10 protein-coding genes are annotated in these 12,293 nt (G+C 58.8%); 8 read left to right on the forward strand and 2 right to left on the reverse strand.

Annotation, left to right across the window (positions count from 1 at the left end):
* Positions 1–158: 158 nt before the first annotated feature.
* From nudC to BN1724_RS11300, 6 genes are all read left to right on the forward strand, one after another.
* Complete coding sequence (gene nudC / locus BN1724_RS11275; RefSeq protein WP_231928240.1) at positions 159–1,457, forward strand: NAD(+) diphosphatase; 1,299 nt, start codon at positions 159–161, stop codon at positions 1,455–1,457.
* 867 nt (positions 1,458–2,324) lie between these two features.
* On the forward strand, positions 2,325–2,846 hold the full coding sequence (locus tag BN1724_RS11280; protein ID WP_157085874.1) for a hypothetical protein: 522 nt from the start codon (positions 2,325–2,327) through the stop codon (positions 2,844–2,846).
* Entirely contained in the window at positions 2,821–3,081 is a 261-nt protein-coding gene (locus BN1724_RS11285) for a hypothetical protein (protein WP_157085875.1), read from the forward strand. Before BN1724_RS11280 ends, BN1724_RS11285 begins: the two co-directional genes overlap by 26 nt.
* Before the next feature lie 439 nt (positions 3,082–3,520).
* On the forward strand, positions 3,521–5,650 hold the full coding sequence (locus BN1724_RS11290; protein WP_058235440.1) for an ATP-dependent DNA helicase UvrD2: 2,130 nt from the start codon (positions 3,521–3,523) through the stop codon (positions 5,648–5,650).
* Positions 5,651–6,160: 510 nt separating this feature from the next.
* Positions 6,161–6,424 (forward strand): WhiB family transcriptional regulator, encoded by a 264-nt coding sequence (locus BN1724_RS11295; RefSeq protein WP_058235441.1) that lies wholly within the window; start codon positions 6,161–6,163, stop codon positions 6,422–6,424.
* 880 nt (positions 6,425–7,304) lie between these two features.
* On the forward strand, positions 7,305–7,688 hold the full coding sequence (locus BN1724_RS11300) for a M48 metallopeptidase family protein (RefSeq protein ID WP_231928241.1): 384 nt from the start codon (positions 7,305–7,307) through the stop codon (positions 7,686–7,688).
* Here the strand turns inward: BN1724_RS11300 and BN1724_RS11305 are convergent.
* Positions 7,685–8,281 (reverse strand): NUDIX hydrolase, encoded by a 597-nt coding sequence (locus BN1724_RS11305; protein WP_084253016.1) that lies wholly within the window; start codon positions 8,279–8,281, stop codon positions 7,685–7,687. The two genes, BN1724_RS11300 and BN1724_RS11305, sit on opposite strands and share 4 nt — an antisense overlap.
* Complete coding sequence (locus BN1724_RS11310) at positions 8,278–10,008, reverse strand: zinc-dependent metalloprotease (RefSeq protein ID WP_058235442.1); 1,731 nt, start codon at positions 10,006–10,008, stop codon at positions 8,278–8,280. The genes BN1724_RS11305 and BN1724_RS11310 overlap by 4 nt, the downstream gene beginning before the upstream one ends.
* 148 nt (positions 10,009–10,156) lie before the next feature.
* Here BN1724_RS11310 and BN1724_RS11315 point away from each other — a divergent pair, with 148 nt between their 5' ends.
* Positions 10,157–11,368 carry a YlbL family protein gene (locus BN1724_RS11315; protein ID WP_172797124.1) on the forward strand — a complete coding sequence of 404 codons (1,212 nt, stop codon included), beginning with the start codon at positions 10,157–10,159 and terminating at the stop codon, positions 11,366–11,368.
* A 102-nt stretch (positions 11,369–11,470) separates the two neighbouring features.
* Positions 11,471–12,160: an HAD family hydrolase gene (locus tag BN1724_RS11320; RefSeq protein WP_058235444.1), complete on the forward strand. Its 690-nt coding sequence runs from the start codon at positions 11,471–11,473 to the stop codon at positions 12,158–12,160.
* The last annotated feature ends 133 nt before the right edge of the window (positions 12,161–12,293 follow it).

The following is a 12,293-nucleotide window of genomic DNA, read 5'->3' on the forward strand; positions in this document are numbered from 1 at the left end:
CAGCGGGAGAGATGCCCGAACTTGTGAGTGTGGCGCCGTCTTTAGGTGTCGAAGTCGGTCTTTACGGGCCGACATGGGCTGGAATGTGAGGGCGCAACGAAATACGTCAGGAATACGCATACCGAGTGTGGTGAAGATGCTCGGCGTACGGTGAGCTCATGTGTAGCGCTAGCGCCTCCAACCTCAGCCGAGTCGGGTTTCACGAGTCGGGCTTCGACCAGACACGCCCTCAGCGGGCTGTATCGCATCGGGAAGGATCCAGCCAGAACGCTTCTGACCGGGCATGCTCCATGCAGACCACTTCTGATCAGCCAGGCATCATTTTGGCAAGCCGGGAACAGAGCCCGGATAAGCAGAGCTTGGACAAACAGCGGCTGGATGGACAGAGCCAGGTTAAGCAGAGCCGGGATAGGCAGAGCTTGTATAAACAGCGGCTGGATGGGCAGAGCCAGGACGGACAGTGGTTGGATGGGCCGCCACTCCTGCGGAACTCATCGATCACGACGTCATTTATGCAAACCTCCATGAATCGAGATGCTGAGTCGCGCGAAGGTGATGGTGAGGATCCTCTGGCGCCGGGGCCCGATGTTCGGTATCTACCCACCAGCGGAACCATGGTGGCAGTGCGTGAGCTTGATTCACGTGCTTTAACTGGAGATTCGGATACCGCTCCTGTCGCTGGACCGCAGCTGTATCCGCTGGAGTTGGCATTAGAACATGATGATCCGACCACGGATCCTGAGGATTTGTGTTATCTCGGCAGATGGCAGGGCCTTCGGATTATGTCGGCGATGACCCCGCGAGCTAGTGGCGAAATTGATGATCCTGGCCGGTGTCTGCGCGACTTACGCGAACTAGCGGACCGACTGCCCCGTGACCAGATGGCGTTTGCGCTGACCGCGGTCGCAATGGGCGCGTGGCACAGTGCGGTGAGGCATTGCCCTCGCTGTGGGACGCGCCTGATGCGGCTGCGAGCGGGATGGGTACAGCGGTGTCCCGAGGATAAGTCTTTGCATTTCCCGCGCACGGACCCTGCTGTGATTATGGCGATCCGGGACCCTAAGGACCGCTTGTTGTTGGCACAGGGGGCAACCTTTCGTGCACCCCGTGCTCACTCGGTGCTTGCGGGGTACGTGGAACCGGGGGAGACAGCGGAATCGGCGGTAGCTCGTGAGGCGGCCGAGGAGGTCGGGGTAGAGGTTGCAGAGGTCGAATACATCGGCTCGCAGCCGTGGCCATTTCCGGGTTCGCTCATGCTCGGATTCAGGGCCTGGACATCCACTTGCGTGGATAATGACGATCTGGTTTTACAAGAAGGTGAAATCGCGTCGGCGGCGTGGTACACCCGCGAGGAGCTTGCCGAGGCGATCCAGCACAAACGCATCACCCTTCCCGGAAGGGCATCTATTTCTCGACCGTTAATTGAGGACTGGTTTGGAGGGCCATTGCCCTATTAGATAGGTGGGTTTTCTTGCAGGGTGATCGGCCAGTGGGTCTTGGAGGCTGTAGCTAGCAGATACAGCTCATTGTCTTATTTTTTGATTCGTTTCAGTCTAATGAAACCCTTGAGCTGGTTTGTGGGAGTTTGAGGCTGCGCGGACTTGCTAGTCATTTTTTATTGGCACCTTGCATGTTATTCCCTGGTATGCGTTAAATATTTTTGATATCCAAAACGTTACGGGTGAACATGAATTCCAAACTCTATTTTTGAGTATATGTGGTTGGTGAAAGTTTTAGCAGACGTAATTTTATGGTGACCGTAAGAATCGGCGTGAAGCGGGTAGGGTAGCATGCCGTGTAGGCAAGTCGATTAAGTAATCTCGTCTGGCCCAAGATGCCTTTAACCTTGATCGTGGAAATGCTCCCTAGATTGAGGTTCTTCTCGGCACGCTGGGACGATCAGCGTAGATTTCAGATCTGAGATGGCTGATGTTAAGGATTTATCCCTCCAAGAGAAGCTCACGTCTCGCAAAGATGGTTAACGGACCGCCGGAAAATCGTGTGTGTAGGATAAATATCCTAAGTGCATTTACATGACTTAGGTCAATATTATTGGATTATCGATAAATTGAGTCAATATTTTAATAATACATAAATTTGCGAGAAATGACGGATTGGATGCGAGTCGGGCGCATTGATGCTGATACCGAAAACACTCCGCGGCTGTCAACCCCTCTAGAGGTGAGGATTGTTTGGTTGCCGGAACCTCTTTATGCTCAAAAGTATACGCGTTATGCCCCGTTGTAGATATGAGCCCTCTGATGAATTTAGAGTGTCCGATATCGCATCAAGTGGCGCGATGTGGTCGCATACAAATGGAGGAGATGATGTCCACACGACGTAGCTTTATGCTGAAGGCGGCACCGGTTGCTGTGCTTGGCGCCGTGTTGCTTCCGGTTTCTCCGGCCGTCAGTGCGAGAACTGTGGAGCTTGACGAAGCAGGGCTTCTCGAAGCTGCGAAACGCATCGATTCCATTCCAGATTCTGCCCTTAAGAGTGATGAAGCCTATGAGAGGTGGAAAAAAGAGAATCTCGCGATAGCACCGCGCGGAGGTATAGGGTGCGGTTTGGCTATCACCACCGGTCTAGCATCAACTGCCTTTGTGGCCGCCAAGGTATTTAAGATTAAGGCAGCAATTAAAGCGGCTGGAGGGGCCAAAAAGTTTGTGGATCTTTTGATCACAGGATTTAAGGTCGCCAAAGCAGAGGGTAAAAGCAATGCTGCCGCGCTAGAATTTGCTGCGCAGGAGGCGGCGCAGTCTGGCGGAAAAGAAGTGGCAGTAGCCATCCTCGATCTAATTTCGCTCAAGGATGTTCTTAGTGAATGCTTTGGAGTGGAGCTCTGATAAAATGGCAGACGCATCGAAAAAGTCGGAAGTTAAAACCCTTTTCTCATCTTCTCAAGCCTTAAATTGGGGCCTACTTTTCGGGGTGTTAGCTTTTGTAATCAAAAATCTTTTTAGCGGACAGCTGGGGCAATATGTTGCACTGCTCTTTGGTTTATTATTTCTGTTTTGCGCAATTGTGTATGTCGTAAATACTGTTAAAGAATTTGCGGCGGAGCGAAAGGCGTCTGAGTAAATCCGGGAGGTTGAGGCGGATCTACTCAGCGATTATTTAATGAGATTCCCTTGAAGATTTGCTTTGAAATCTTGTAGGGATATACTCGATGAACATATCCCTGTATCGTTTTACCTTATTAAAAGATATGGATTTTAAGTCAACTTCCGATTAATGTTCTATGAATTTAAAAGTGTCGATATATGGACGCTATCTATATTTTTAATTGCGGAACGCTTATTGCTATTGAATTTTACATTTGATGATGCTCTAGCCGGGGTCGGCGGGGGCACAAAGAGTGAAGCCCGGGAAGGTTAGAAGGCGGACTCGGTTGCGCCCGTCTCAGCTGTTGGTCAGGGCGCAGTCGCGGGCTTAGCCGCCCCAGTTGTCCCCACTTCCGCAGATCCCCGGTCCCGTACATTAAAGTCCCCGATTCCTGCACCTGGCAGACTGGGGGATTATGGCCACGTCAGAAACTTCCCGTGAGACCCCCGCGAGTCCTGAAGCGCTTTTGGATGCGCTCGACCCTGACCAGCGGGAGGTTGCGACCGGTTTTGGACAGCCTGTGTGTGTGCTCGCCGGTGCTGGCAGCGGTAAAACGCGAGCGATCACGCACCGCATCGCCTACGCAGTGGCCACGGGGCAACAAAATCCCCGCCACATTATGGCGCTGACCTTCACCACCAAAGCTGCCGCAGAGATGAGATCCCGGCTCGCGGACCTCGGCTGCCCAGGAGTGCAGGCGAGGACTTTTCACTCAGCTGCCCTGCGTCAACTGCGACATTTTTGGCCCCGGGCGATCGGTGGGGCGATGCCCCAGATCATGCCGCACAAAATCGCCGCAGTGGCGGAGGCTTGTCGGCGACTGCATCTGACCGTGGATAGGGCTGCTCTGCGGGATATTGCCTCTGAGGTGGAGTGGTCCAAAGTGTCGATGGTGGTCCCAGAGGACTATGCGGTGGCCGCGCAGGCGGCTAAGCGCTCCGGGGTAGCGGGATTCGATGCGACTTCCATCGCCCGGATCATTGCCCGCTACGAGGATGTGAAACACGACAGTCAGATGATCGACTTCGAGGATGTCCTCGTCCTCACCCAAGGGATTTTGACGGACCGACCCGACATCGCCCGGGAAGTTCGGGCCCAGTACCGGCATTTCGTGGTCGATGAATATCAGGATGTCTCTCCGCTGCAGCATCGTCTACTGTCCACCTGGCTAGGTACCTCGCACGATGTGTGCGTGGTCGGCGATGCATCCCAAACCATTTATTCGTTTGCCGGTGCCACCTCGTCTTACCTGCTCAATTTTCGACGTGATCATCCCCAGGCCAGGGTATTGAAACTGACCCGGAACTATCGTTCGGCCCCGACGATTGTGTCGGCCGCTAACGCTGTGCTGGATGCTGCACGGGGTCCCAACCGGGCGGCTCGCCTGGATTTGGTTTCGCAGCGTTCCGGCGGAGAACCGCCAGTGGTGGAGTGTTTTTCCGACGACGTGGAAGAAGCTGAAGGTGTGGCTGCGCGAATCGCATCCATGCTCGACGATGGCCGCACAGCGTCGAGCATCGCAATTCTTTTCCGAACCAATGCCCAAAGTGAAGGCTTTGAACAAGCGCTGTCGGCGCGCGGGATCGGTTATTTGGTGCGAGGCGGTGAACGGTTTTTTGAACGGGCCGAGGTGCGCCGGGCCATGGTTGCTTTGCGGGGGGTCACGAAAGTGGCGGGCGCCGACGAGGATGTTGTGCGAACCGTGGAAGATGTGCTCGGTTCACAAGGGTGGGCGAAGGTCGCTCCTGAAACCACCGGGGCCGTACGCGATCGCTGGGAATCCCTAAATGCCCTGGTAGAGCTCGCGCGGACAGTTGCGGCTCGGCCCGGCGCAGGCATCGTGGACTATGTGCGGGAGCTTGAGGAGCGGGCCGAAGCTCAGAACGCCCCGACCGTCGATGGGATCACGTTGGCCTCCATTCATGCGGCGAAGGGGCTCGAATGGGATGTTGTGTTCGTGGTCGGAGCGAGCGAAGGTCTTTTGCCGATTTCCATGGCGAAAGACGATGTTGCTATTGAGGAAGAGCGGCGGCTGTTCTACGTGGCGTTGACGCGGGCCCGGGATGTGCTCACCGTGAGTTGGGCTCAATCCCGCACGCCCGGTGCCCGTGGCAGTCGGCGTCCGTCCCGATTCCTGGACGGGATGGTTCCGGGAAGCGGATCGAAGGGGCAGGGGCGTGAACGAGGCCCGGTGGCGCGTCGTACAGGTCGTCGCAGTGCCACGATTTTCAGCGCCTGCCGGGTGTGCGGGCAGGCCTTGACGGATCCTGCGCAGCAGAAAGTGGGGCGCTGTGAGAACTGTCCGCCCAGTTACAGCGAGGAGTTGCTGAGGGCACTCAAAGCGTGGCGGCGAGAAGTCGCCCGGGAGGCGAAGGTTCCTGCGTTTGTGGTGTTCACGGATGCGACGTTGGATGCGATTGCCGAGCGGACCCCGTCTTCGCCTGCCGAATTGCTGGCCATTCCTGGAGTTGGGCAGGCGAAATTGGAGCGCTATGGTGAGGCGGTGTTCGCGCTGCTGGCTGACCATGTGGCCGCTGGGTCCTGATCAGATCAAGTGGAGCGCGCCGACGTGAACGTTGGGATGACCGTCACCGCGGTAACGCATGCGCCTCAGTGACGCACGCGCTGGGATGTGCCCCAGAGTGTTTCCGTCGGGGCGCATCCGTCAGATGTGACGCCGAAAAGTTATCTTCGCAGGTCAAAAAATGATTGGTGTTCCTCGCGAGGTCGTATAGAGTACCTAGCGAACATCGTTGATCGTCGCGGTTCGGGAAGCCGGAGCGCGCTCATGAAGAGGAGGTGCTGAAGTGATAACAAATATCGGAATTGGATCGTTCGGCATCTATAACGCGCTACCAGTGCGCCCTCTTCCAGGCATTTTGGGTTCCCCAGTGCGCCCAAAGAGGGTCGCGTTCTCGCGTCAGCCTAGCTGCTAGGTAGACGTCCCTCCGTTCGTGAGGGATGAAAACTCTGCGGCAGTGACGCCGCCGGGCGGATAGCCCTCCCAGGTCGATATGACCTCCGCAATCCACGACGATAATAGAAGCTTTTTACGATGACTGACGTCCTGATATCCGATATGTCAACCTCTCTGCCCTGCCAAGAGGTGCATTCTGAACTGTTTTTCGCTGAATCTCCCGCCGACCTGGCGCGAGCAAAGGCCCTGTGTGCTGAATGCCCGCTGCAGCAAGCCTGTTTGGATGGTGCTAGGCAACGCCGTGAACCCTGGGGAGTCTGGGGCGGAGAGATCTTCGTCGATGGCGCCACTGTCGCTGTGAAGCGTCCGCGGGGCCGTCCCCGGAAAACCGCTGTCGCCTGAACCACCCCTATAAAGCGGAGGAAACAAGCGGGCGCATTCCACAACTCAGCCAGATCCGGTCTGCTGGATGCGACTTAGTATGAGCTGAGCGATTTGGCGGTGTGACGCTTTGGGCGGGTTAACCCGATTGACCACATGTGAGTGTGGGCCACCACGCGGTGGCCCACACTTCTCATGCGTATGACAGGAACCCAGAGCTTCGGGAGATTATTCCCGGTCGTCGCGCGTCAGAACTCATATGTGCCGACGTGGGCAAGCCGCGGATGAGGAAGTGCTCTGTGTCATCCTGTCTGCGCCCGGCGCAGTGCACAACCGATGAGAACCTCACCGCGCAGGTGAAGAGCTCATGCCTTGTCTGGGCCGGGCCGGATGTGTCCTGCTGGGCTTGGGGCCCCGGGGACGCTCAGCACCACGCGCACCTTCCCCGTGTACGTTCTGCTAGTTATCCCGGGACCCCAGCTGAATTGAAACGTAGCCCGTCGGGGAGGTCGCGGTCAAAGACGGAAACCTCTCTTCGTGTGGACAAGTCTGTCCACTGTGTGGATGAGTTGTGGGAATCGCCGACACGACTGTGCATATCCTGGGGGATAACTCCATCGCGACACGCCGAAACCTAGCCTGTGAACAGCACGTATAAAATCCACACCGCGAAAAAGTGGTCGAGTCTGAGAATCTGTGTTCTATGATCCGAGGGGTTCCACATAATGGACCGGACAGCGGGGCGAATGAACATCCGCGCGGTCCGCGGGGGGAACCCGTTGTCGTTCGGCGGTCTACACGCCGGCGTCGCACAGTCACCGCAACCCGTCGGGATGGATGCATCGAGATCGCAGTTCCCGCGACGATGTCACGCAGACAAGAGCGCGAATGGATTGACCGTATGGTCGCTCGCCTTGCCCGGCGGGATTCATCGCGCAACCTGGGCGATGCGGAGCTGATGGACCTGGCAACCCGGCTGTCGCGAGAATACCTAGACTCGCTAGCGGTTCCGGTTAGCGTCACCTGGTCTACCCGCCAAAACAGTCGATGGGGATCATGCACCCCGGCTGACGGCACTATCCGGTTGTCGTCGCGGTTACGCACGATGCCCGCATGGGTTTTTCACTATGTGCTGCTGCATGAACTCACGCACCTGCTAGTTCCCGACCACGGGCCTGATTTTTGGGCATGGATGCAGCGCTACCCCCGCGCTGAACGCGCCCGAGGTTTCCTCGAAGGCGTGGCTTTTGCCCGGGACCAGCCCGATGCGAATGACGTGGATTAAACGCGAACCAGGTTGAGTTTGCGCAGCGTGTCCGGAAGGTCGCTGATCACGGTAGCTGGCAGCTGATCCAGTCGATGCCATGCCACCGCAACGCTTTCATCGCTGCATCGCAGAGGCACCTCAGAGGCTTCACCCCGGGTGCGGAACAGGAACTGGACATCCCAGTGGGTGCGGCATCGATGAAACGCCGATGTGAGCCGATGACGGTTCAAAATGGCTGGGCCTTGGACGACGCGTTCCAGGTCGCTGGAGGAGAGCCCAAGCTCCTCAGCTACTTCACGACGGGCCGCCTGCTCAAATGAGGGCTCGCCCGGTTCGAGGTGTCCGCCCGGTTGCAACCAGCGTTCTAGTTTGCGATGTAACACCAGTGCAAGGTGACAACCAGCGGCGTCAATGACATGCGCGCTCGCGGTGAAGTGCTCAGGCGGTCCGGACTTCCAGAGCGCACTCGAGTCGTGATCGAGCAGCGTGCGGTATTCGGCGAGCAGATCGGGATCGACCGCTGGTCCGCACGCATCAAATTCTCGACGAAATGCATCCAGAAATGCATCCAGCGGGGGTGCGGGCCGCTGGGTGGTGGGGCTTGAGTTCATCGGGTTGGCGTACCGGGTGCGTTGCCGCCTGAGGGGCCATCGTGGTGACCGTCGTGGCCGTCGGGGTTGTCGTTCGACGGGCCGTCGGGTTTGCCCTCTGATCGGCCATGGTCATCATCGTGATCCGGCCCGTGATCATCCTCGCCGTCCGATCCGCGGCCAGCCTGATCCGGGGCGTAGGCCCCATTCCCGCTGGTGCCGAGCTCATCAGCATTCACCTTGCCGCTGCTCACCCCACCAGAGGTGTCCTCACGCGGCGCGTTCTCCGCTCCTTCGCCGCGCAGCAACTTTTCCAACTCGGCGTCGAAGTCCTCGGGAAGGGAGACCTGCTCGGGTCCAGGCTGATCCCCGGCGGTCCCGGACTGGGCGCATGGTGAGGATCCCGAGGATGATGCATCAGCCTGAGCAGCGGGGCGCGGAGGTTGCGGAGTTCCCGATAGGACATCGGAGCTAGGTAACAGGTCCGGGTGCCCCCAGACTCGTTCGCGGCCCGCAGCACCTTCGGTGGCGAATACCGCGTCCCACCAGGAAAGAGCCTCACGAATTCGACGCGGACGAAGCTCAAGGCCCACCACTGCAGCCAACATCTGCTCGGCTGGCCCGCCGGAGGCGCGACGACGGCGGATGGTCTCGCGCATGGCATCGAGCCGCGGCAATTTTCCATCGAGGGCTTGAGCCACCACATGATCTACCCAGCCTTCAATCAGGGCCAGCGTGGTGGCGAGTTCTTCCAGCGCCCGTTCCTGCGATTCGGACCGGGTGAACTCGAACACCCCTTCTGGCAGGGCACCGGACAGAGCCGACGGATCCGAGACATCAAGATCCCGCATCATGTCTTCAAGGTGGCCCAGATCAAGCGTGATCCCGCGGGCGTAGTCCTCAATCGCTCCGAAGAGGTGCTCTGCGAGCCACGGAGTGCTGCGGAAAAGCGCACAGTGGGCTACTTCCCGCGCGGCCAAGAAGATTCGTAAGGCCGACGGATCGAGATCGGTTCCGTCCAGGAAGTCATTGATATTGGCAGCCAACAGGGACGGTTGCGCATCGGGGACCAGAGGCAGGCCGAGATCCGTACCGCCAAACACCTCGCGGGCCAGCGATCCAATGGCATGGCCGAACTGAACGCCGAACATGGTGCCACCCATTCGGGTCAGCATCTCGGAGACATCACCGACACCCGGGACCGAGGGCATCTCACCCATTTGATGCTTCAACGCGTCGCCGATGGCCCGCGCCATATACAGCGAGACCGGTTCCACCGTCTTCTGCCAGCGGGGAAGGGTTTTTTCCACCCAGGTAGCGCGGCTCCACACAGCCGGGGGCGCTGTAGGCACATCGACGTCGACCACCTGACCCAGCCACAGGCTCGCCACATGGGCGGCCTCCACGAGATTTCGCACCTGGGTCGGATTCGGGGCGGGATCACCGGGTGATCCCTTCGGCTCAGGCATGCCCGGCATCCGCACCGCGCCATGGGCGGTCTGCCGAGCGAGATCCCGGCCCAGTGTCCAGTTCACCGGTCCGTCCCCACCCTGGGCCATGAGGTGTTGCATCTGAGCGGCAGCGGCTCGTAGTTGCACGGGATCAGTGGGCAGACCAGCTTGGCGGGCGAGCTCGCCTAAGTCCATGCCATCTAAGGTGCCCGGAGGCAACTGTCCGCCGAAGATCTGCTCGAGAAAGGCGCGCAGGTTCTCCTCGTCGGGACCAGGTGTATGCGATGGATTGGTCACGGCGTGCTCCAGCCTCGTCGGATCGGGATGCCGAACTCCTCCGATTAATCGGGTGGTTCAGCGGGTACTGACTACTCCAGCGTATCGGGGTCGGGGTGAAGGCTGTGTGAATACGCGCCTAGGAAGACCTGTGCGGCACAATGGACAGATGAGTTCCTTCGCCGACGACCGTTCGCCGGGCGATCAGTCCCCGCACCGTATGCCACACGACGTGCAGTCTGCTGCGTCTGAGAACCCGGTGCCGACATCGCCGGTTGGGTTATCGGGTACGCAGGATACGCCCCCCACGAAGAAATTGAGGTGGCGACCTTATGCGGGCGTTGTGGGCCTGCTGGGAATGTGTTTCACCCTGTTGATTGGATTGCTCATACCGGTCCCCTACGTGATCGAAAAACCCGGTCCAGCGTTTAACACGCTGGGCGCCCCGCAGGGAACCAAGATTATCGACGTGAAGGGCCACCAGACCTACACCACTTCCGGAGCGCTCAGTATGACCACCGTGTCGGTGGAGGGAGCCCCTGGGAATACGGTGCACGCCACCGATGTTCTCAAGGCCTGGCTCAATAGCGACGAAGCGGTTGCTCCTCGGGAAGCATTCTTCCCTCCAGGACAATCGCAGTCGCAGGTTCAGCTGGTCAACACCGTTCAGATGACGACCTCGCAGGACTTGGCAGTGGCAGCAGCATTGAGCGCGCTGAAGATTCCGTATCAACGGTCAGTGATCGTGGCGGGAGTCGGACACGATGCGGCGGCCCTCGGGGTGCTCGAGCCTGGTGATCGGATCATCGCTTTACGTGGGGAAACCGAGGCGGATGCGCAGGGGTATCGCACCTTAGCTGGTTCTTCGCCTGCTGGACAGAAAATTCCGGTGGTGGTGCGTCGGAACGGTCGCGATCTCAAGCTTGAGGTGCCCACCAAAGTGGTGGACGGACGCTCGCTTATGGGCGTCGTGCTCAGCGACGGCTACCAATTCCCCTTTGACGTATCCATTAACTTGCAAGATGTGGGAGGTCCCAGCGCAGGCATGATGTTCGCGCTCGGGGTTTATGACACCTTAACCCCCGGCTCGTTGACCGGTGGCCAGAACATCGCGGGCACCGGAACCATCGATGCACAGGGGCAAGTAGGCTCTATTGGTGGTATTCGGCAAAAGATGATCGGTGCCCACAGTGGGGGAGCGCGGTTCTTCCTTGCCCCCGCAGCCAACTGCTCACAGGTGGTCGGTCACATCCCCGAGAACCTTCAGGTGGTTCGCGTGAATACATTGGATGACGCGATTCGTGCGGTTACCGCCATTGGGAAGACAGGTAATGCGCAGGGCCTGCCCACGTGCACCGGCACATCGGAGGCCGCACATTAATCGCAGGGTGTATTCAGTTCCGTATCGCACTGCGTGTTGGTATCGCAATGTATGTCGGTATCGCACCGCGTTACAGTGCCGGCAACCTCGCAAGGAGAAACCATGAGCGCAAAGAAAACACGGACACGCGAGAGCGCCGTGACGGTGGTGTTCGATTTCGGGGGTGTTCTCAGTGCCGGCACCGACCCCGTGGATGCCCTGCACGAGATCCTCGGTGGTGACCGGACAGAGATCAGCAAAGCCTACTGGTCAGCACGGTCGGCCTTCGACTCTGGCGCCGTGGATGCCGGGGACTACTACGACCACCTGGCTGAGGCCGCAGGGATTGACGAGCTGACCGAGGACGAGGTCGAGGATCTCGCCGCAGCGGATAATGCCTACTGGCTTCGGCTCGCTCCCGAAAGCCGGGCACTTCTCCACGACCTTGCACGCTCCGGGACCCGGATCGCGGTGCTTTCCAATGCGCCGGCAACCTTCGCTGAAGCGGTGCGACAGGCCGACTGGTTTGAAGCGGTTTGCCTCGGGGTGTTCTCGGGCGAAGAAAAAATCTCCAAACCCGACCCCGAGATTTACCGGGTATTGCTGGACGCTTTAGCGCATGAGACCGGGGGCGTGAGCATCCCCAACCGGATCGTGTTTTTTGATGACCGTGAGGCCAATGTCGCCGCTGCCCGAGCGCTTGGGATCGATGCCCACCTGTGGCCGGCCAATGATTCTGTAGCAGTTGGTCAACGTCCTGGCTGGCAGGTTGCTCGCGCGGTGTTGGCAGACCGCGGGCTCATCCTGGACTAAGGCGGTACCACAGGCACGATTAATGCGGTACGGCGGGCGACATTAGTGAGGTGCCACAGGCATGATGAATGCGGTATCACGGGCAATCGGTCGGGGTGGTCATCGTAACCGCCCGTGAGCAGTAGTCGCCGGG

It is taken from the genome of Devriesea agamarum (assembly GCF_900070355.1).
Classification (GTDB): domain Bacteria; phylum Actinomycetota; class Actinomycetes; order Actinomycetales; family Dermabacteraceae; genus Devriesea; species Devriesea agamarum.

Bases quoted from the DNA above. Each gene is read 5' to 3' on its own strand.
- BN1724_RS11290 (WP_058235440.1), top strand. From the start codon at position 3,521: ATGGCCACGTCAGAAACTTCCCGTGAGACCCCCGCGAGTCCTGAAGCG.
- BN1724_RS11300 (WP_231928241.1), top strand. From the start codon at position 7,305: ATGGTCGCTCGCCTTGCCCGGCGGGATTCATCGCGCAACCTGGGCGAT.
- BN1724_RS11295 (WP_058235441.1), top strand. From the start codon at position 6,161: ATGACTGACGTCCTGATATCCGATATGTCAACCTCTCTGCCCTGCCAA.
- nudC (WP_231928240.1), top strand. From the start codon at position 159: ATGTGTAGCGCTAGCGCCTCCAACCTCAGCCGAGTCGGGTTTCACGAG.
- BN1724_RS11320 (WP_058235444.1), top strand. From the start codon at position 11,471: ATGAGCGCAAAGAAAACACGGACACGCGAGAGCGCCGTGACGGTGGTG.
- BN1724_RS11280 (WP_157085874.1), top strand. From the start codon at position 2,325: ATGATGTCCACACGACGTAGCTTTATGCTGAAGGCGGCACCGGTTGCT.
- BN1724_RS11305 (WP_084253016.1), bottom strand. From the start codon at position 8,281: ATGAACTCAAGCCCCACCACCCAGCGGCCCGCACCCCCGCTGGATGCA.
- BN1724_RS11315 (WP_172797124.1), top strand. From the start codon at position 10,157: ATGAGTTCCTTCGCCGACGACCGTTCGCCGGGCGATCAGTCCCCGCAC.